The organism is Flavobacterium pallidum (assembly GCF_003097535.1).
Classification (GTDB): domain Bacteria; phylum Bacteroidota; class Bacteroidia; order Flavobacteriales; family Flavobacteriaceae; genus Flavobacterium; species Flavobacterium pallidum.
The window spans coordinates 2996190-3015175 of sequence record NZ_CP029187.1; the positions used below are offsets into that span (position 1 = coordinate 2996190).

Consider the following 18986-nt stretch of genomic DNA (forward strand, 5'->3'; position numbering starts at 1 on the left):
AGCCAGGGTTCTAAACTTTTGGGGTTAAGATAAAGAAGATTTCGCCTGCTGCAGTGTTTTACCGTGGATGGCAATATCATCAATCAGGTTATTGCGTAAGGTTTCGATATCACCGTCAAAATGCCTTGCCCATGCTTCTGAAGCGAAGAGGCTGCGGATTTCACGGATCCTTTTGGTGACTTCTGGAGCGCTAAACAATGTTTTGACATCATCAAGCTTAAGATTATTCTTGTGCTGGTACACCACTGTCCGGGTTTGCGGATCGTAATCTATGAAATACAATTTCTCTGTTTCATTGTCAGGATGGAAGGTTGCCCAAAATGCAAAACCGAGTCTTAAACCATGTTTCTTATCAGCAGCTTCCAAACGCCATTTGCAATTCGCTGCCCGCCCCCAATGGTCTGACAAACGATACACGCCACTCTCCATAAAAAAGTAACTGCTGCCGGATTTGCTTTTATGGTTTGGGCGCATACCGGAAACTTCCGACAACGGTTTTTCTTCAAATACGCAGAAGGTATGTTTGTGGAAGTTGGTTTTATTATATTGTGACATGCTGTAAAATTAGTAAAAAAGGTTCACGGTACAAGGTTCAGGATAAAACCCTGGACTTTGTACCCTGTACCAATATGAAGTATGAAATTACTGCTTCACAAACTGTAGTTCAATAACCAATTTCACCTCCTCGCTTACCAAAACCCCGCCTGTTTCCAAAGCGGCATTCCATGAAAGCCCCCAATCCTTGCGGTTCAGTTTTCCGGTGATGGAGAATCCTGCTTTGGTGTTTCCCCATGGATCTTTCATCAGTCCGCCGAATTCTACCGCTAGGCGTACCGGTTTTGTTCCTCCGTGCAAAGTCAGGTTGCCGTTTAGTTCATAGTCGCCTTCGTTGATTTTGGTAAACGAATTGGCTTCAAATTTCAGTTCAGGGAATTGTGCCGCATCGAAAAAGTCGCCACTGCGCAGGTGGTTGTCGCGGTCGGCGTTTCCGGTGTTGATGGAATCGGTTTGCCCGGTAAAATGCACTTTGGCGTTTTCAAAACTGTCGCCTTCGGTTTCAATGGAAGCGTCGAACTTGTCAAACTTTCCTGAAACATTGGTAAACATCATGTGTTTTACTTTAAATCCGATTTCTGAGTGTGTCGGGTCGATGACCCATTTTGTTGTCGACATAATTTTATTGTTTATTTAAATTAATTATTTAATGATGAATTGAAATTAGCTTATGGTTGGAAGCTCCATGGGCACTTCCATCAAAAGGATTTCTGCGCCTTCCGACAATGATGTGATATTAATAGTGTTTGTATCACTGATGCCGAAGCCGTCACGGGTGCCAAGCGTTTGTCCATCAATTTCGAAGCTTCCTTTCAGGATGAATGCATAGATGCCATTTCCTTCTTTTTTAAGATTGTAGGAAGTAGTAATATGATTGTCAAATTCCCCTAAATGAAACCAGGCATCCTGGTGGATCCATACGCCTTCATCGTCAGCATTAGGAGATAGTATTTGCTGTAACCTGTTGTGCCTGTCGGCCACATCTAATGTGATTTGGTCATAACGCGGCACCACATTTCTTTTATTTGGTATTACCCAAATCTGCAGGAACTTTGCAGCCTCACCCTGGTTTTTATTGTATTCACTGTGGGTAACGCCGCTTCCGGCACTCATTACCTGTATGTCTCCTTTGCGGATCACGGCCGTATTACCCATACTGTCCTTGTGCTCCAAATCACCTTCAAGCGGGATCGAAATGATTTCCATATCGTGGTGCGGATGTGTGCCGAAACCCATTCCGCCATTTACGCGGTCGTCATTCAATACGCGGAGCACCCCGAAGTGTACCCGCTCCGGATTATTATATCCGGCGAAACTGAAAGTATGGTATGATTCGAGCCAGCCGTGATTGGCATAGCCTCTTGTAGCAGCTTTGTGCAGCGTAGTATTTTTATTATTTGTTTCCATGATTTTGTGTTTTAATTACAGGACAAAGTTCCAGTGTTTACACTTAAAAAACATTGAACTGGGACAAGAAATAGATTTGCAGGCAATTTGCAGTTTTTAATAGGATGCGAATTATACAACCATTACACGTAATTCCGTAAGGGGTTTCACGCAAAACAATCTGAAATTTACATTCATAAAAATGTTAAACCAAAACCTAGTAAAATGAAAAAATCAACCTTATATTTAGTAATGATGCTGCTTACCTTAACATTGGCCCCTGCCAATACATTTGCAGCGACGGCTCCGGTTACCCATACATTAAGTGCTGACCCAACAGGGGAAATGCCTGCCAGGGTGAAAGTGCTGCTTGACCGCCTTGAGGAAATTAAGGCTATGGACAAATCCGATATGTCCCGTGCGGAAAGAAAAGCACTCCGCAAAGAGGTACGCGCCATAAAATCAGAGTTGCGATCCACAGGCGGCGGTGTCTACCTTTCGGTTGGTGCCATCATCATTATCATTTTGCTGCTGATCTTACTATTGTAAGCATTTTTAACAACCTAAGTCAACGATTATGAAATTACTTAAAATAACAATAGCATTGATCTTCCTGAATGGTCTTTGGGCAAATGCACAAACTACGATCAATATAGGAACGACCGCTGAAACTCCAGTTGTAAGGTATTATTACCTTCCGGAAGCTGAAGCTTATTATGACGCTAATGACAAGACTTACATTTATCTGAAAAATGGCAAATGGGGTCATTGGAAGAATCTTCCGCCCGGCCAGGCTAAAAAGGTCCGCTGGATTAAACTGAGTGATTACCGTGGGGACACGCCTTATGTTGATATTGAAAGGCACAAAGTGTTGTATGTGAAGCCAAAAACGGTTGTAGTTGCTACAAAGTCGAATACCGTAGCGGTAAAATCCTCAGGAAAAGTGAAGGCTAAAAGAGTCCATGTGACGAAAAAATAAATTCTTTTCAGGTCAATCCGAGGAAAAATGCCTTCGCCTTTAAACCAAACCAAAGGCCGATTCGAAAATTAATAATATTTAAAACTACGATTATGAAAACATTACGATTAACCTTTGCATTACTGTTGTTTGCAATTGTCACAAATGCGCAGATCAACCTAAACATTAATCCTACGGTTGTCGAGGCAACTCCGAAACCGGTTGTAGTAAGGTATTATTACCTTCCTGACTATTCTTCGTATTACGATGTCTCAACTAAGAGGTATATTTACAGGACCAACAATCGTTGGATCCGCGCTAAATACTTACCTGGACGGGCCAGAAACTATTCTTACGACAAGTGCCGTAAAATAGAAATCAGCGACTATCGCGGGGATAGGCCATATATTTATTACAAAAAACATTATGCCCAGTATGCACCCGTAGTTGTCAGACGTCCTGCCGTGGTTTATGTGGACCGCAAACCCGGAAAAGGGCATGGGAAACACCACGGCAAAGGACATGGAAAAGGCCACGGACATCATTAAAATAAGTTGAAAAATCGAAGCCCCGTCTGGGGCTTTTTTGTTAAACAAAAGGCAATGCAGTTATGGGTTTGATATTATTGGGTATATTTGGCGACCATCAAAAATTGAAACCGGAACATGCGAAAAATCAGCTTTTTACTGCTTTTTATTATTTCTGTCAATAGCAGCATCCAGGCACAGCAGCCTGTAAAACCAAATGTCGCCGACATTTATGCCCAAATCCAGAAACTCAACGTCCTTGGCACGGTACTTTATATCGCCGCACATCCTGATGATGAAAACACACGGTTGATTTCCTATTATGCCAATGATAAAAAATACAGGACCGGTTACCTTTCACTGACGCGCGGGGACGGCGGGCAAAACCTTATTGGCCCGGAGCTGCGCGAACTATTGGGAACTATCCGTACCCAGGAATTGCTCGAAGCGCGCAAGATTGACGGTGGCGAACAGTTCTTTTCCCGTGCCAACGATTTCGGGTATTCCAAGAACCCTGACGAAACGTTAAACATTTGGGATAAAAGCCAGGTTTTAAGTGACATCATCTGGCAAATCCGCAAATTCCAGCCCGATGTGATCATCAATCGTTTTGATCATCGTACACCGGGTACAACACATGGGCATCATACGGCTTCGGCTATGCTGAGTTTTGAAAGTTTCGACCTCGTAAATGACCCGAAATCATATCCCGAACAGTTGCAATATGTAAAGCCGTGGCAGCCAAAACGCATGTTCTTCAATACCTCATGGTGGTTTTATGGCAGTAAGGAAAAATTCGAACAGGCTGATAAAAGCAATATGTACAGCCTGCAAAACGGTGTTTATTTCCCGATGCTGGGCAAATCAAACCAGGAGATCGCAGCGCTAAGCCGCAGCCGACACCAATCTCAGGGGTTCGGAAGCACTGGTACGCGTGGGGAAGAAACCGAATATCTTGAATTCATAAAAGGCAGTAAACCTGAAAATAAATCCGATATATTTGAAGGCATCGATACTTCATGGAATCGTGTGGAAGGAGGGCAACCGATCGGCATCCTGCTTGCTGAGGTAGAAAAAAACTTTGATTTCAAAAATCCTGCCGCCAGCGTACCAAATCTTGTCAAGGCTTACCAGATGATTCAGGCATTGAATGAAGACCATTGGAAACCCCTGAAATTGGCAGAAATAAAGAAAATTATAGCAGGTTGCACAGGACTTTATCTGGAAGCCGTAACCAATATTGAGGAAACGACCCCGGGGAGCAGGATAAAAGTAAAAGCTGAGGTGACGAACAGAAGCGATACTGATATGACCCTGACATCAGTGACTTTTCTCCCAAACCACAATACAATGCCACAAAACGCTTTACTGAAAAACAACATTCCTTTCACAATCGAACAGGAAATTGAAATAGGACAGCAAATGGCTTACACGCAACCTTATTGGCTTGATGAAAAAGGCAGCATCGGCATGTACCGTGTCAATGAGCAGCTCAATATCGGTAAACCAGATGTGATCCGGGAATTGAAGGCTGTTTTCAATATTAATATTAACGGCATTGTGATTCCTTTCGACAAGGACATCGTTTATAAATTCAATGATGATGTTAAGGGCGAGATTTTCCGTCCGTTTGATATTGTCCCCGATGTTTCACTGTCCATACTCAACAAAGTTGCCATCTTCAACACGAAAAAATCAAAGCACATCGAAGTGGCAGTCAAAGCCGGAAAAGACAATGTGACAGGCAATCTTTCGCTGAACCTGCCTGCAGGCTGGAAAATTATTCCTTCACAAACGGCTTTTGATTTAAGCAGGAAAGGCGCTGAACAAATTTTCACCTTTGAAGTTTTCCCTCCTGCAATGGGCAGTGAGGCACTCGCAAAGGCAACGGCTGTGATCGACGGGAAATCTTTCAGCCAGGAACAAATCAACATCAACTATGACCATATTTCGAGGCAACAGGTCCTGAAGCCTGCCGAAGCACGTTTTATCAGGCTGGACATCAAAACCGGAGCGGAGAAGATTGCCTACATCATGGGCGTTGGCGATGAAGTACCGAAAAGCCTGACACAGATGGGATATTCCGTAACGGTGATGAAGCCTGAAGAAATCTCTAAGGAACGGCTGATGAATTTCGATGTGGCCATGACGGGCATCCGCGCTTACAATGTTGTCCAGGCACTATCGCTGAAACAGGACGTATTATTTGATTTTGTAAAAGAAGGTAAAACGATGATCGTGCAATACAACACTACCGACGATCTGGTTACCGATAAAATTGCGCCTTTCCCATTGAAATTATCCCGCGACCGGGTTACGGAAGAAAATGCGCCCGTGCGTTTCCTAAAGCCTGACGCGGACATACTGAATTCACCCAACAAAATCACCGCAAAGGATTTCGAAGGCTGGCGCCAGGAACAGGGTTTGTATTACCCGAATGAATGGGATAAGGCCTTCACTCCTATCCTTTCTTCAAATGACAAGGGCGAACCTGCAAAAAACGGTGCATTGCTCGTAGCCAGTTATGGCAAAGGCCACTATATCTATACCGGGCTGAGCTTTTTCAGGGAATTGCCAGAAGGCGTTTCCGGAGCGTACCGCCTGATGGCCAACCTGATTTCCGTTAAAAATTAACCCATGGCCGAAAATCAATCCCGCTGGAAAAAAAGCTACACTGCCGTGCTGTTTGCCAATGCCTGCTACATCCTGATATTTTATTTTCTAATGCGTTATTCTTCGTAAATGGAACCGATTGACTGGATTGTACTGATCGCGACGCTTTTCTTCATCGTTTTTTATGGCGTATGGAAAACGACTGGCAGCAAAAACGTGAACGAATACATCCTCGGCAACAATGAAACACCGTGGTATACTGTCGGGATTTCAGTGATGGCTACCCAGGCGAGTGCCATTACATTCCTGTCGACACCGGGACAGGCTTATGACAGCGGGATGGGTTTTGTGCAGTTTTATTTCGGGCTGCCACTCGCCATGGTCATAATCTGCTATACCTTTATTCCGATTTACCATAAACTGAAAGTGTATACGGCTTACGAATTCCTCGAAAGGAGATTCGACATGAAAACCCGTACACTGGCGGCGATATTGTTTTTAGTGCAACGCGGACTCGGCACCGGGATTACTATTTATGCCCCGGCGATTATCCTTTCGACCATTTTAGGTTGGGATTTGAACAAGATGATTATCGGCATCGGGACATTAGTGGTTTTGTATACTTTTTCAGGTGGCACGAAAGCAGTCAATGTCACACACAAACAGCAAATGTTCATCATCATGCTGGGGATGGGCGTAGCTTTTTACCTGATATTACACGCACTTCCCGACGACATTACTTTCGGCAAAGCATTGCAAATTGCGGGCGCCAGTGACAAGATGACCATTCTCGATTTTTCTTTCGACCCTAAAAGCCGTTATACTTTCTGGAGTGGCATTACCGGCGGTTTGTTCCTGATGCTGTCCTATTTCGGGACCGACCAATCGCAGGTGCAGCGTTATCTTTCGGGGAAATCGATCAGGGAAAGCCAGATGGGGCTTATCCTGAACGGAATCATGAAAGTCCCGATGCAGTTTTTCATCCTTCTGACCGGTGTGATGGTTTTCGTTTTCTTCCAATTTCGTGAAGTCCCGCTGAATTTCAATCCGAACAGTAAAGGGATTGCAGCACATTCCGCTTACGCAAAAGAATATCAGTCACTTGAAACTGAACTGTCCGATGTGGGCGCTAAAAAGAAATTGGCCGTCATCGCATTGGCCAAAAGTGACACTGAAAACCCTGCCCTGAAAATGGAAATCAAATCGCTCAACAAGTACGAAAAAGAACTCCGTACCAAAGGCCAGGAACTGATCGGGAAAGCACAGGGAAAAGACAAATCCAGTGACGCCGATTATATCTTCATTTATTTCATAGTGCATTACCTGCCACGCGGATTTATCGGACTGCTGCTTGCGGTGATCTTATGCGCTGCCATGTCATCTACGGCATCGGGATTGAACGCGTTGGCATCGACTACTGTAATTGATTTATACAAGCGCAACCTGAACACGGAAAAACCCGATAAGCATTTCGTAAATGCTGGCAAGTTCTTTACCATATTATGGGGTGCCGTCGCCATCTCATTTGCCTGTGTCGGAAGTTTATTTGTGAACCTGATCCAATTGGTAAATATTGTCGGATCAATATTCTATGGCACGGTATTGGGGATTTTCCTCGTTGGTTTTTACATCAACTATGTGAAATCTGCAGCCATCTTCTGGAGCGCGGTCATCAGCCAGCTGATTATTTTTATCATCTATTATTATGCCATACACATATATCCTGACGGACAGGAAAAACTGGGTTATTTATGGCTGAATTTTATCGGTGCGGTATTGACAGTATTGTTTTCAATAATCTTTCAAGTATTTGCGCTAAAGAAAAATACCTCACTTGAAGCATAAAAAAAGCCGTGAAATTCAGGGCTTTTTTTTTAATATTTCAGGATAATTATTTCTTGCTCCATTCCGCAATACTGTCCTTGTTCATTTTTACGTAATCCGCGTTCTTGGCTGCTTCAGCAGCAGCAAGTGAAATCTTTGCAGTCTCGATTGCGCCTTTTTTGTCGCCCAGTTTCGCCTGGATTAAAGACTTAAGCCTGGTGTACCAAAATGGATTCGGTTGTTTCATTTCCAATGCTTTGTTCACATATTCCAAAGCAACTTTCATGTCATCTCCTGACTGGAAATAATATTGCGCCGACGAGAAATAATCGTCAGCTGAAGGTCCGGCCAGTGCTTTCTTGATGCTTTCCGTAGCGGTTTTTCTGGTAGGGACTTCAAATTTAACTGCAGCAACCGTTTTCTCCCAGGAGATTTCAAGCATACCATAGTTATTGTCGAGCCCATTAATACCGATCGTAAAACTCTCCACGTTACGGTTCAGCATTTCAGGTTTTACATTGGTTTTCAAGGCCACTTTACTTTCATCCCAGGTTTCCGGAGTACCCCAGTTGTCAGTACTGCTGTAAAAAATCACATCCCAGTTGTCCGCTTTAGGAGTGGTATACAATGCATATTTCCCTTTTTTCAGGGTCTTGCCATCAATCACGACATCTTCGCTGAAATTAATTGTGGTATTGGCATTCGCACCGGTCCTCCATAATTTTCCGAAAGGAACCAAATCTCCGAAAATGGTGCGCCCTTTCACACCCGGGCGTGAATAATCAACGGTAACATCCGTAAGGCCTACCACCTGTTCTACATGTGCCTTAGGGCTTGGCGCCGGCGTTTTTACCTGTGCTGTAAGGTATGTTACACATAATAAAGTCGCTACGATAAATAATTTTCTCATAAGTAAGGTTTTATATTTCGCCAAAATTACGCATTCAGGCAGGGTTGAAATGTTAATATTATATTAATTTAAGTTTAGTCTGTTTCATGTTTTAAAGAAAGCATTAAACATTTGTATCTTTGTGAAAACTTGCCCTATGTTTACAAAAAGAAACATCCAATGCTTATCAACCTCTGTAGATGAAGCCTGGGATTTTTTATCCGATCCGAAAAACCTGGCGAAAATTACACCACCCGATTTACGGTTCGAGATTGTCTCAGGTGCTGAAAAAAAGATGTATGCCGGCCAGATCATCCAATATCATGTACGGTCTTTTTTTGGTATAAAAACAGAATGGATTGCTGAAATCACTTATGTAAAAGAAAAGGCCTATTTTGTTGACGAGCAACGTTATGGCCCATACAAAATGTGGCATCACAAACATTTTATAAGAGCCATTCCAAATGGTGTCGAAATGGAAAATATCGTTGATTATAGCGTTCCCCTGGGTATTTTTGGCAAATGGATTCATTCTTTTATCATAAAGCCAAAATTGGATAAAATTTTTGAATTCAGGCGACAGAAGCTGATTGAAATTTTCGGTGAATATGATCCTGAAGTAAGTAAAACAGCATAATGGAAAAAGACAAAATCAATATTTTCTGGTTCAGGAGGGATTTAAGGCTCGATGACAACCGCGGTTTTTATGAAGCGCTTACATCCGGACTCAAAGTGCTTCCTATGTTCATTTTTGACGATAAAATTTTATCCGAATTGCCAAAAGACGATGCGCGGGTTACGTTTATCCATTCCCTTTTGGATGCGATGAATGAAAAACTGAAGGAGTCAAAATGTTCACTTGCTGTATTTCATGGTGATCCGGCCAAAATTTTTGAAGACCTCATCCGGGACAACCAAATCGAAACTATTTTTACAAACCACGATTATGAACCTTACGCACGCAAACGCGACAAGGCGGTGTACCAGGTTTTTAAAGAAAATAATATTGCATTTAAGACTTACAAAGACCAGGTCATTTTTGAAAAAGATGAAATCATTAAAGAAGACGGTAAGCCCTATGTCGTTTTTACGCCTTATTCAAACAAATGGCTGGAGCATTTCCATAAAACGGATTTGAAGCATTTCCCGTCCGAAAATCATTTTGACAAAATTGCAGCCCACTCACACCCTTTTCCATCATTGAAAAAAATCGGGTTCCAAAAGTCGGGAATTTCGGTTCCCGAATACAACATTTCAAAGGACTTGGTTCACAATTATGAAGGCACAAGGAATTTTCCGGCTCTGGACAAAACTTCAAAACTGAGTCCACACCTGCGTTTCGGAGCCGTTCCGATCAGGAAAATGGTTCAGAAGGCGAATCAGGAATCCAATAAGACTTTCCTGAAGGAATTGATCTGGCGCGAATTTTTTATGCAAATCCTGTGGCATTTTCCGCATACCGTGAATAAAAGTTTCCGACCAAAATATGACAACATCAAATGGATTTACAGTGAAGTAAATTTCAAGAAATGGTGTGAAGGCAAAACCGGTTATCCGATTGTAGATGCGGGAATGCGCGAACTTAATGAAACCGGCCACATGCACAACCGCGTCCGTATGGTGGTGGCGAGTTTCCTCTGTAAACATTTATTGATCGACTGGCGCTGGGGCGAAGCCTATTTTGCCGAAAAATTATTGGATTATGAACAATCCAGCAATGTCGGGAACTGGCAATGGGCAGCGGGAAGCGGTGTGGATGCCGCGCCATATTTCAGGATTTTCAATCCGGCGGAGCAGGCAAAAAAGTTTGATAAGGACGGAAAATACATCCGGAGATGGGTCAGGGAATTTGACACGGATTCGTATCCCGAACCCATAGTCGATCACAAAGAAGCACGTGAACGATGCCTTAAGGTGTTTAAGGAAGCTTTAGTGTAAACCTTTAACGGTTTCAAAATCCAGCTCGTTAAAATGGGTAATGATTTTGTCGGCCAGTGATAAATCCTGTAGTTTCGAATGCGGACTGACGTACCCAATGCAATAAATTCCCGCTGACTTTGCCGCTTTCACGCCATTCGTACTGTCTTCAATCACGATACAGTTTTCAATTGGGGTTCCTGATAAACGCGCCGCTTCAATGAAAATCGCGGGATCTGGCTTTGATTTCGGGAAATCTTCACCCGAAACGATGTATGTAAAATACTGATGCAGCTTAAACCGGTTAAAAACACGCTCAATAGTAACTTTAGCGGAAGATGAAGCTAAAACTAGCTGCATGCCTTTTGAATGCAAATCTTTGATCAGGTTTTCCACGCCTTCTAAAAGGTATAAATCTTCCTTTTTGTCGAAGGCATCATTAAACAATTCCCTTTTTCTGTTGACCAAAACATCGACTTCATGTGGGAGACCGAAGTTTTCCTTCAGTTTTTCATAAGTATTTTTGGTTGAAAATCCGGTGAAGGTTGCATACATTTCTGCCGGAACATCAATGTTTAGATCATTAAAATGCTGGTTGTAGGCAAAATGATGCACTGGCTCCGTATCAACGATAACGCCATCCATATCAAAAATAACTGTTTGTATCATGTGGTTGTATTGTGCGGCAAATTTACAAAGTTTAGAGGGCTACAAATCATTTTCACAAAAAGATAACATGCCGTTTGAAAGGCCATTAAACTATTTGGATTAACTTTAGTCAGAAACACAAAAAATTGACTTTTGACCGACGAGGAAGAATTCATAAAGGAATTGCTTGATCCGAAAACGCAAAATGCCGCGTTTCAGAAATTGCTTGCGCAATACCAGCGGCCTTTATATTCGCACATCAGGAGTATCGTACTGAACCACGACGATGCCGACGATGTGCTCCAGAATACTTTCGTAAAGGTTTTCAGACACCTTAAAAATTTCAAGGGCGACAGTAAGCTCTTTACATGGATGTACCGTATTGCAACGAATGAGTCGATTACTTTCATCAACAATAAAGCAAAAAAACACAGGCAAACCAGTGAAGAATACCAACAAAGGCAGATTGAAAAAATTAAAGCGGATGATTATTTCGATGGCGACGAAATTCAGTTGAAACTGCAAAAATCTGTGACTTTGCTGCCTGAAAAGCAACAACTTGTATTTAAAATGAAATATTATCAGGATTTGAAATATGAGGAAATATCCGAAATCCTGGGCACGTCTGTCGGTGCTTTAAAAGCATCTTATTTTCATGCCGTAAGGAAAATTGAGGAATTCATGAATAAAGGTTAAACTAACGAAAAAATAAAAAGTCTCAGCAATATGGAAAATTTCAAACTGGACGAACACCCGAAAATCAGCAGCGGATTCCGCGAACCAGCAGGATATTTTGAAAGCCTTTCCGCTTCTGTAATGGCAAAAATAAATGCGGAACAGCCAAAGGTCATTCCGCTTTACAAACGTTATAAAATAATATGGTGCGCCGCGGCGGCAGTGGTCTTTGCAGCCCTCATGATTCCTGTCATCAATGATTTTACGCCAAAAGAAGCCCAGCCAGATGCCGTTTCAATCGAGAACTACCTCACTTATCAATCGAATATTTCAACTGATGATATTGCGTCGCTCCTTAATGAGGAAGACCTTGACAATATCGACAGCGACATTTCCCTTGACGATAAATCCATCGAGGAAGTCCTTACTTCCGACAATAATTTTGAAAACCTAATAGATTAATTATGAGAAAGATATTGACCTTCATTTTATTCTTCTGTACAATTGCGACGTTTGCGCAGGTGTCAAAAGAGAAAATCAAATCACTGAAAGTGGCCTTCATTACCAAGGAACTCGAACTGACTTCTGCGGAAGCGGAAAAATTCTGGCCATTCTTCAATGCTTATGAAGACAGGCAATTTGAAATCCGGTTCAAGAAAATCAAGGAGATCAAAAGAAAAATGGAGCAACCGGCGGTAGACAAACTCACGGAAAAAGAGGCCTCGGCATTACTCACACAACTCGAGGAAGCAGAGCAGGACCTGGCAGACAACCGCAAAAAACTGATTACAAACCTGAAAACCGTCATCAGTCCGATCAAGATTTTAAAGCTCAAGAAAGCCGAAGACGACTTCAATCATAAATTATTGCGCCAGTACAAACAAAAAGGCGGAGATAAGGAATGATAATTGCTTTGGTTTCATAAAAAGCAATAGCTTTGTATCCTAACCCGATACTATGATAAATCCTTCGGCTCCAGGCTGGATAGATAAATTTTTCGCAGAGCAGCAACCGCTGAAATTGCAAGAAATTGCTGAGCCTGAAGTACTGTACCAACGCATCAGGAAAACAGGATTCATATATGGCCATATTGTTGCTTTAGACACGCCGAAAGCCATTACCACAAGAAACAAAACGCCCGAGGAAAATTCGAAAATAGCCTTGCTCAGCACGCTTTATAACGTACACAGCCTCGTGACTAAAGAATACGACCCTGCAAAATTTATTGCAGCGGCGGTGTCTTTTTACAAGGCAACGAATAAGGAAAGTTTTAACCCGCTCAAGAAAGTATTGCCCGACAATACTGTTACGGGCGAACTGGAAAAAATGATCGGGGAAAGGGTGCAGACGAATGAAAACCTGATCAGCAGGAATTTTTCTCACATCCTGACCAATGCCTTGCTGTTTGAAGATATCCTGGCGTTTCAGCAGTACCTGATTCACGGTGAAGTTGCAGGCGGATACATGAAACGGTTGGAAGAAACCATTATCAGCGTGGTTTCACTGGCATTAAATACGAAATCAGAAAAATCGCCTTATGATGATCTGCTGGTGAAATTGTTCGAATCTTCGGTACGCTACACTAAATTCTCAAAGGTCAATATCAGTAATCTGGAGGCTTTGGAACTGGATTACTTCAGGTATAAATTCGAGAAATTCTACATAATCGATATGGCCGGACTTGCGATGTGCAGCGACGGCATCATTGAGGAACGGGAAGAGGAATTCCTGTTGAAACTGGCACAGCTGATGGATATCCGTGCTTCATTTGTTGAAGAAAGCATTATGCAGACTGACGCTTTTATCAGCAAATACAAAAAGGAAATTCCCTATTTCAATTATTCGAATCCGGTGAAGCATTTTTACGACCACACCACACAGTATGTCATGATGCTCATCACGCGGAACAAGAAAAGGCTGCAGAAGGAACTGGCAAACAACGGCGAACTGATGATGCTTCTGACGCATTCCACACACAGGAGCCTTGATAGCAAGGAAAAGAAAAAAGTAAAGAAACAGCTGCTGGAGTTTTGCAAAACCGTACCATCGCTGACGATTTTCCTTTTGCCGGGCGGAAGTCTGTTATTGCCGTTATTGATTAAATTCATCCCGAAAATGCTCCCGACAACGTTTAACGAAAACCTGGAAGAATAAAAAAAAGCTGCCCGAAAGCAGCTTTATTATTTAGAATTTTAACTGATAGACCGTCTCCAGGTCTTCCGTTCCCGACAGATCTACGTTCAGGTCGGTTACATAACCTGAATTAAGTCCGTAAACCCAGCCGTGCAGCGTAAGCTCCTGACCTGATTTCCAGGCAGCCTGTACGATTGACGTTTTGGCCAGGTCAAAAACCTGCTCCTTTACATTCAGTTCCACAAATGCATTGAAGCGGTCATCTTCGTTAATGATGGAATCCAGGTAATTGTGGTGCAGCCTGTAAACATCCTTGATGTGGCGGATCCAGTTGTCGATGATACCGATAGAGGAATTTCCCATAGCTGCTTTCACACCGCCGCAACCGTAATGCCCGCACACGATGACGTGTTTTACTTTAAGCACATTTACAGAATAATCGAGTACGCTGAGCATGTTCATATCAGAATGCACGACCATATTGGCAATGTTACGATGCACGAAAACCTCGCCTGGCTTGGCTCCGATAATTTCATTTGCAGGTACGCGGCTGTCAGAACACCCGATCCATAAAAGTGGCGGCGTTTGCCCTTTTGCTAAATCCTTAAAATAATTCGGGTCGATAGCAAGTGTTTTTTCAACCCATTCCTTATTGTTGTCTAAAATCTTTTTATAAAAATCTTCCATTGTTAAAAGTTTTTTTTTCAGGTGTGAGATCCGGGAATAAAAGTACGGAATTCACAGCATCCTGACGTTATTGATTATTAATTATTAAGTTCCGTTTTTGCTTTTTTACCTTTTTGCTCCAATTGGTCATCGTGATGTTTTATCGAAACATGGTTTTGGATTTCATCCGTGTTTTCAAGGTTATAGGCTTTTTTGAAACCTTTGAGCTTGACTTTAATGTTTTCGTCTTTTGCCCGGACCGCTTTGAATTCCCTTATCAGATCCAATACATCATGCGCGATGTAGACCGTATCGGCGGCATTGATGATGACTTTGGAATTTTCAGGGATTTCATTCAATGTAGACTTGATTGCAGCTTTATTCAGGAACGACACTTCCTGTGCCAGATCGATTTGGATGATGTCACCGTCTTCATATTCCCTTTTATGGAAATGATAGGCGCGCTTGAGGTTTCCCTTCAGTACAAAAATGATGCTGATGATAAGCCCTAAGGCCACACCTTTCAGCAAATCGGTAAAAACCACAAACACAAGCGTCGCTATAAAAGGCACGAATTGGTATTTCCCTTTTTCCCAAAAATGCTTTACTGTCGATGGTTTTGCCAATTTATATCCTACCAGCAAAAGCACAGCTGCCAATGCTGCAAACGGAATTTTATTCAGCAACACCGGAATCGTCAGCACGCAAATCAACAGGAAAAAACCGTGGATGATGGTCGACATTTTAGATTTGGCACCGGCACTGCTGTTCGCCGAAGTACGCACTACTACTGAAGTCATCGGCAATCCGCCCAACAAACCGCTCAGCAGGTTTCCAATTCCCTGGGCTTTTAATTCCATATCGGTGTCCGTATAGCGCTTTTGCACATCCATCCTGTCAGCAGCCTCAATACACAACAAGGTTTCGATGGAAGCGACCACTGCAATAGTAGCGCCGGTGATCCAGACCTTATAATTTCCCAAAGCAGTAAAATCAGGCATTGTGATGATATTCTTAAAATCATCTACCGATTGAGGAACCGGTAATTTCACCAAATGCTCCGGGGCAATTGCCAGGGAACTTCCGCTGGAAAGGAAAATTTCATTTAAAATAATGCTGAGGATGACAACGATCAACGCTCCCGGAACCAATTTGATTTTCTTCAGGAACGGTACTTTATCCCATGCAATCAGGATGGTAAGTGAAATTACCGTAATCAATATCGCACCAAGATGAAGGTGGTTGAAAATACCGAAAATTTCTGAAAAGGAGTTCTTTCCATCAAACTGAAGGAAAGATTCATCACCTTCAAAATCTCCATCGTAGCCCAGTGCGTGCGGAATCTGCTTCAAAATAATGATTACTCCAATCCCGGCCAGCATCCCTTCAATAACATTAGTGGGAATGTAGTTGGACAATGTCCCTGCCTTGATGAATCCCAAAATCAATTGAAGAAACCCTGCAACCATAACCGCTGCAAGGAATATATCGAATGCCTTAAAATCTGTAATCGCTACTAAAACAATCGCTGTAAGTCCTGCTGCCGGTCCCGAAACGCTAAGGTGTGAGGTGCTTAACGATCCGACTACGATACCGCCGATAATGCCGGCAATAATGCCCGATAATGGTGGCGCTCCGGAAGCCAGCGAAATACCCAGGCACAGGGGAAGTGCCACTAAAAATACCACCAAACCGGATGCGAAATCGGATTTGAGGTTTGCCAAAAGATTGATTTTTTTTGTCATATTGCCTAAACTGAAATGAATACAAAGTGAAGCAAGCCCGCAATGCAGGGTTGCAAAAAACGATAAGTCAGATTGTATTTACGCGTTAGGCGGTGGAGAAAAGATAGAAGGCGTCACATTATCGTGGCGCGATTGGTTTTCAGAGATGATCAGTCCGGATGTGTGCTTTTCAAAATTGAAGAAATCATAGTGGAAAATCTTCAATTCAGCTTTTAATTCCTTTACTTCTTTGTGTACGAGTTCTTCTTCGGACATGTTGAAAAATACCGATGTATCCGAACTTTTCTTAATCAGGCTCACAATTGTGGGTGTGGCCAGAAAAGTCAGGAATATGATAATCATTATTTTTACAGCAAATTTCATCGGGGGCAAATGTATCGTACAGGAATCTGTTAGAAAAGTTTTACAACCGATTTAATTAAAATTTAACATTTATAAACGGATTTTAAGACTGCGGCGCTTTTAGATTTTAAGATTACTCAATTTCAAATCTTATAGTATCACAGTCTTAAAATCAACAAAACTATTTTATAAAGACTCTTCAAGCCAGGCATTCATCATCCAGATTGTCTTTTCCTGCTCAGAAATAAAGTCACTCATCAGTGAATTGGTGCCTTCATCGTTGATATCTGCGGTTTTGATAAGGATTTCACGCTCGATCTTCAACAATCCGGAAAGCGATTCTACGATCAGGTGGATGGCTTTTTCGTCATTGGAAATATTCTTTCCGACGACAATTTTGTTGTTTTTCACATAATCCTCAAATGTATGCAAAGGTGTTCCGCCAATAGTCAATACGCGCTCTGCCACCAAATCTACCTTCAGCTGTGCGTCATTGTAAAGTTCTTCAAATTTTACATGAAGGTTAAAAAACCGCTTTCCCCGTATATTCCAGTGGATACCGCGCAGATTCTGGTAATATACCTGGAAACTTGATAACAGGATATTAAGGTCGTTGCTGATTTCTTCCATTTCCTTAATGGGAAGGCCTAAAAGATTTATTTTCATAATAATATTGTGTTTATATAAAAATAAGCATTTTCATGCAAAAATGGTATAAGGTAAATTGATAGTTTTTATATTTGTATCAAAAATTACTATATATGACCATCACCCAATTACAATATGTACTCGCTGTCGCTGAATATAAAAACTTCACATTAGCCGCTGAAAAGTGCTTCGTTACGCAACCCACGCTGAGTATGCAGATCCAAAAAATCGAAGAGGAACTTAATATCTTAATATTTGACCGAAGCAAAAAACCGATCCAGCTCACGGATATCGGGCAAAAAATTGTAACCCAGGCCAAAAATATCGTAAACGAAGCCGATCGTATCAAAGACATTGTTGAACAACAGAAAGGATTTATCGGCGGGGAATTCCGTTTGGGAATCATCCCAACGATTATGCCCACGCTGCTGCCGATGTTCCTGAATAATTTCATTAAAAAATATCCGAAAGTCAAACTGATTATTGAAGAGCTCAATACTGAAGAAATCATCAACCGCCTGAAAAACGGACATCTTGATGCCGCGATTGCAGCAACACCTTTGGAAGAAGAAAAGTTAAAAGAAATCGTACTGTATTTCGAGCCTTTTGTGGCTTATTTACCGGAATCGCATGCCATGGCCAACAAAAAAGAAATTGAAGTGAGCGACCTCAATATTGAAGAAATACTGATGCTCCAGGACGGGCATTGTTTCCGTGACGGAATTTTAAATTTGTGCAAAAGCAACGGCGGCGGTAACAATAACGGCAACTTCAGGCTCGAAAGCGGCAGTTTTGAAACACTCATCAAACTGGCCGATGAAGGATTGGGAACTACACTCCTGCCCTATCTCCACACTTTGGATTTAAGCGATAAGGACAAAGTGAAACTGCACCAGTTTAAAGAGCCAAAACCCGCACGTGAGGTCAGCCTTGTCTTTCCAAAAACGGAGCTCAAGATCCATATCATCGATGCCTTGCGGAGCACGATTGCTGGCGTGATCAAAGGCGCGATTGTTTTCCAGAATGTACAGATTGTAAGTCCGTTGGCTAAAGCCGGCAGTAAGCAATAGCAGCTGGAATTATACTATTATCAAATAAAAAAGGAGCCGTTTAAGCTCCTTTTAGTTTTATGCATTTAGATAAATCTGGCAGTGTTTCAATTCGGGTTTTTGTTCCACAAATCTCGAAAGCCACTCCGTTAACTGTTCGATTTCGTACGGCAGCAATACCTTTAGCGCTTTTCGTACTTCTTTACAAAAAAGTATGGGGTCGAAACTGACACTTTCCAGTATGCCTTTGGTATAGGTGAACATAGTTTTTTCCATAAATGAAATTGCTTCTTTTAGTTAAAAACCTTTTTAAACTTCAATACCAAATTTAAAAAATTTAAGATTACAAAATCATTATGGTGTGTTAATTTATTTTTTTTAACTAATTGCTGTTGACAACTATCTTTTAGG

The 18986-nt window shown here is 42.1% G+C and carries 22 protein-coding genes; 12 read left to right on the plus strand and 10 right to left on the minus strand.

What is annotated here, in order from left to right:
* Positions 1-24 precede the first annotated feature (24 nt).
* The 3 genes from HYN49_RS12515 to HYN49_RS12525 all read right to left on the minus strand — a co-directional run bounded on the left by HYN49_RS12515 (position 25) and on the right by HYN49_RS12525 (position 1962).
* Positions 25-555: a hypothetical protein gene (locus HYN49_RS12515; protein WP_108904431.1), complete on the minus strand. Its 531-nt coding sequence runs from the start codon at positions 553-555 to the stop codon at positions 25-27.
* A gap of 87 nt (positions 556-642) precedes the next feature.
* Positions 643-1173 carry a YceI family protein gene (locus tag HYN49_RS12520; protein ID WP_108904432.1) on the minus strand — a complete coding sequence of 177 codons (531 nt, stop codon included), beginning with the start codon at positions 1171-1173 and terminating at the stop codon, positions 643-645.
* Positions 1174-1218: 45 nt separating this feature from the next.
* The gene (locus HYN49_RS12525) at positions 1219-1962 is read right to left on the minus strand and encodes a pirin family protein (protein ID WP_108904433.1); all 744 of its coding nucleotides are present in this window, start codon (positions 1960-1962) and stop codon (positions 1219-1221) included.
* Positions 1963-2166: 204 nt separating this feature from the next.
* Between HYN49_RS12525 and HYN49_RS15185 the strand changes: the two genes are divergently transcribed.
* The 5 genes from HYN49_RS15185 (at position 2167) to HYN49_RS12550 (ending at position 7884) form a co-directional block, all read left to right on the plus strand.
* Positions 2167-2490 (plus strand): hypothetical protein, encoded by a 324-nt coding sequence (locus tag HYN49_RS15185; RefSeq protein WP_181368958.1) that lies wholly within the window; start codon positions 2167-2169, stop codon positions 2488-2490.
* 28 nt (positions 2491-2518) lie between these two features.
* Positions 2519-2920: a hypothetical protein gene (locus HYN49_RS12535; RefSeq protein ID WP_108904434.1), complete on the plus strand. Its 402-nt coding sequence runs from the start codon at positions 2519-2521 to the stop codon at positions 2918-2920.
* Positions 2921-3012: 92 nt separating this feature from the next.
* Positions 3013-3447, plus strand: a complete 435-nt coding sequence (locus tag HYN49_RS12540; protein ID WP_146185099.1) for a hypothetical protein — start codon at positions 3013-3015, stop codon at positions 3445-3447.
* Between the two features lie 117 nt (positions 3448-3564).
* The gene (locus HYN49_RS12545; RefSeq protein ID WP_108904436.1) at positions 3565-6060 is read left to right on the plus strand and encodes a PIG-L family deacetylase; all 2496 of its coding nucleotides are present in this window, start codon (positions 3565-3567) and stop codon (positions 6058-6060) included.
* A 108-nt stretch (positions 6061-6168) separates the two neighbouring features.
* Complete coding sequence (locus HYN49_RS12550) at positions 6169-7884, plus strand: sodium:solute symporter (RefSeq protein ID WP_108904437.1); 1716 nt, start codon at positions 6169-6171, stop codon at positions 7882-7884.
* A 46-nt stretch (positions 7885-7930) separates the two neighbouring features.
* Here HYN49_RS12550 and HYN49_RS12555 read toward each other — a convergent pair whose 3' ends face one another.
* Positions 7931-8773, minus strand: a complete 843-nt coding sequence (locus tag HYN49_RS12555; RefSeq protein WP_108904438.1) for a DUF2911 domain-containing protein — start codon at positions 8771-8773, stop codon at positions 7931-7933.
* Between the two features lie 136 nt (positions 8774-8909).
* On the opposite strand from HYN49_RS12555, the gene HYN49_RS12560 reads away from it, so the two are divergent.
* Both HYN49_RS12560 and HYN49_RS12565 read left to right on the plus strand, forming a co-directional pair.
* Positions 8910-9389, plus strand: coding sequence for an SRPBCC family protein (locus HYN49_RS12560; protein WP_108904439.1), 480 nt, complete (start codon positions 8910-8912; stop codon positions 9387-9389).
* Positions 9389-10690, plus strand: a complete 1302-nt coding sequence (locus HYN49_RS12565) for a cryptochrome/photolyase family protein (protein ID WP_181368959.1) — start codon at positions 9389-9391, stop codon at positions 10688-10690. Before HYN49_RS12560 ends, HYN49_RS12565 begins: the two co-directional genes overlap by 1 nt.
* Here the strand turns inward: HYN49_RS12565 and HYN49_RS12570 are convergent.
* Positions 10682-11338: an HAD family hydrolase gene (locus tag HYN49_RS12570; RefSeq protein WP_108904440.1), complete on the minus strand. Its 657-nt coding sequence runs from the start codon at positions 11336-11338 to the stop codon at positions 10682-10684. The genes HYN49_RS12565 and HYN49_RS12570 overlap by 9 nt on opposite strands.
* Before the next feature lie 132 nt (positions 11339-11470).
* Here HYN49_RS12570 and HYN49_RS12575 point away from each other — a divergent pair, with 132 nt between their 5' ends.
* The 4 genes from HYN49_RS12575 to HYN49_RS12590 are packed head-to-tail and all read left to right on the plus strand — an operon-like array spanning position 11471 to position 14146.
* The gene (locus HYN49_RS12575; protein WP_108904441.1) at positions 11471-12013 is read left to right on the plus strand and encodes an RNA polymerase sigma factor; all 543 of its coding nucleotides are present in this window, start codon (positions 11471-11473) and stop codon (positions 12011-12013) included.
* Between the two features lie 30 nt (positions 12014-12043).
* Entirely contained in the window at positions 12044-12454 is a 411-nt protein-coding gene (locus tag HYN49_RS12580) for a hypothetical protein (RefSeq protein WP_108904442.1), read from the plus strand.
* A 2-nt stretch (positions 12455-12456) separates the two neighbouring features.
* A complete protein-coding gene (locus HYN49_RS12585) occupies positions 12457-12897 on the plus strand; it encodes a sensor of ECF-type sigma factor (protein ID WP_108904443.1) in 441 nt (146 codons plus the stop codon).
* A 52-nt stretch (positions 12898-12949) separates the two neighbouring features.
* On the plus strand, positions 12950-14146 hold the full coding sequence (locus HYN49_RS12590) for an LETM1-related biofilm-associated protein (RefSeq protein WP_108904444.1): 1197 nt from the start codon (positions 12950-12952) through the stop codon (positions 14144-14146).
* Positions 14147-14176: 30 nt separating this feature from the next.
* On the opposite strand, the gene can is transcribed toward HYN49_RS12590, so the two are convergent.
* From can to HYN49_RS12610, 4 genes are all read right to left on the minus strand, one after another.
* On the minus strand, positions 14177-14812 hold the full coding sequence (gene can / locus HYN49_RS12595; RefSeq protein ID WP_108904445.1) for a carbonate dehydratase: 636 nt from the start codon (positions 14810-14812) through the stop codon (positions 14177-14179).
* A gap of 77 nt (positions 14813-14889) precedes the next feature.
* Positions 14890-16536 (minus strand): SulP family inorganic anion transporter, encoded by a 1647-nt coding sequence (locus HYN49_RS12600; protein WP_108904446.1) that lies wholly within the window; start codon positions 16534-16536, stop codon positions 14890-14892.
* A gap of 78 nt (positions 16537-16614) precedes the next feature.
* Positions 16615-16878: a hypothetical protein gene (locus HYN49_RS12605; RefSeq protein ID WP_108905072.1), complete on the minus strand. Its 264-nt coding sequence runs from the start codon at positions 16876-16878 to the stop codon at positions 16615-16617.
* 186 nt (positions 16879-17064) lie between these two features.
* Positions 17065-17544 (minus strand): Dps family protein, encoded by a 480-nt coding sequence (locus HYN49_RS12610; RefSeq protein ID WP_108904447.1) that lies wholly within the window; start codon positions 17542-17544, stop codon positions 17065-17067.
* A 95-nt stretch (positions 17545-17639) separates the two neighbouring features.
* Here HYN49_RS12610 and HYN49_RS12615 point away from each other — a divergent pair, with 95 nt between their 5' ends.
* Complete coding sequence (locus HYN49_RS12615) at positions 17640-18596, plus strand: LysR substrate-binding domain-containing protein (RefSeq protein WP_108904448.1); 957 nt, start codon at positions 17640-17642, stop codon at positions 18594-18596.
* Positions 18597-18653: 57 nt separating this feature from the next.
* On the opposite strand, the gene HYN49_RS12620 is transcribed toward HYN49_RS12615, so the two are convergent.
* Positions 18654-18851, minus strand: a complete 198-nt coding sequence (locus HYN49_RS12620; RefSeq protein WP_108904449.1) for a hypothetical protein — start codon at positions 18849-18851, stop codon at positions 18654-18656.
* Between the last annotated feature and the right edge of the window lie 135 nt (positions 18852-18986).

Excerpts from the sequence above, each read along its gene's own strand:
- HYN49_RS12560 (WP_108904439.1), top strand. The coding sequence starts at position 8,910 with ATGTTTACAAAAAGAAACATCCAATGCTTATCAACCTCTGTAGATGAA.
- HYN49_RS12585 (WP_108904443.1), top strand. The coding sequence starts at position 12,457 with ATGAGAAAGATATTGACCTTCATTTTATTCTTCTGTACAATTGCGACG.
- HYN49_RS12540 (WP_146185099.1), top strand. The coding sequence starts at position 3,013 with ATGAAAACATTACGATTAACCTTTGCATTACTGTTGTTTGCAATTGTC.
- HYN49_RS12555 (WP_108904438.1), bottom strand. The coding sequence starts at position 8,773 with ATGAGAAAATTATTTATCGTAGCGACTTTATTATGTGTAACATACCTT.
- HYN49_RS12610 (WP_108904447.1), bottom strand. The coding sequence starts at position 17,544 with ATGAAAATAAATCTTTTAGGCCTTCCCATTAAGGAAATGGAAGAAATC.
- HYN49_RS12535 (WP_108904434.1), top strand. The coding sequence starts at position 2,519 with ATGAAATTACTTAAAATAACAATAGCATTGATCTTCCTGAATGGTCTT.
- HYN49_RS12550 (WP_108904437.1), top strand. The coding sequence starts at position 6,169 with ATGGAACCGATTGACTGGATTGTACTGATCGCGACGCTTTTCTTCATC.
- HYN49_RS12515 (WP_108904431.1), bottom strand. The coding sequence starts at position 555 with ATGTCACAATATAATAAAACCAACTTCCACAAACATACCTTCTGCGTA.
- HYN49_RS12605 (WP_108905072.1), bottom strand. The coding sequence starts at position 16,878 with ATGATTATCATATTCCTGACTTTTCTGGCCACACCCACAATTGTGAGC.
- HYN49_RS12580 (WP_108904442.1), top strand. The coding sequence starts at position 12,044 with ATGGAAAATTTCAAACTGGACGAACACCCGAAAATCAGCAGCGGATTC.
- HYN49_RS12545 (WP_108904436.1), top strand. The coding sequence starts at position 3,565 with ATGCGAAAAATCAGCTTTTTACTGCTTTTTATTATTTCTGTCAATAGC.
- HYN49_RS12590 (WP_108904444.1), top strand. The coding sequence starts at position 12,950 with ATGATAAATCCTTCGGCTCCAGGCTGGATAGATAAATTTTTCGCAGAG.
- can (WP_108904445.1), bottom strand. The coding sequence starts at position 14,812 with ATGGAAGATTTTTATAAAAAGATTTTAGACAACAATAAGGAATGGGTT.
- HYN49_RS15185 (WP_181368958.1), top strand. The coding sequence starts at position 2,167 with ATGAAAAAATCAACCTTATATTTAGTAATGATGCTGCTTACCTTAACA.
- HYN49_RS12565 (WP_181368959.1), top strand. The coding sequence starts at position 9,389 with ATGGAAAAAGACAAAATCAATATTTTCTGGTTCAGGAGGGATTTAAGG.
- HYN49_RS12600 (WP_108904446.1), bottom strand. The coding sequence starts at position 16,536 with ATGACAAAAAAAATCAATCTTTTGGCAAACCTCAAATCCGATTTCGCA.
- HYN49_RS12520 (WP_108904432.1), bottom strand. The coding sequence starts at position 1,173 with ATGTCGACAACAAAATGGGTCATCGACCCGACACACTCAGAAATCGGA.
- HYN49_RS12525 (WP_108904433.1), bottom strand. The coding sequence starts at position 1,962 with ATGGAAACAAATAATAAAAATACTACGCTGCACAAAGCTGCTACAAGA.
- HYN49_RS12620 (WP_108904449.1), bottom strand. The coding sequence starts at position 18,851 with ATGGAAAAAACTATGTTCACCTATACCAAAGGCATACTGGAAAGTGTC.
- HYN49_RS12615 (WP_108904448.1), top strand. The coding sequence starts at position 17,640 with ATGACCATCACCCAATTACAATATGTACTCGCTGTCGCTGAATATAAA.
- HYN49_RS12570 (WP_108904440.1), bottom strand. The coding sequence starts at position 11,338 with ATGATACAAACAGTTATTTTTGATATGGATGGCGTTATCGTTGATACG.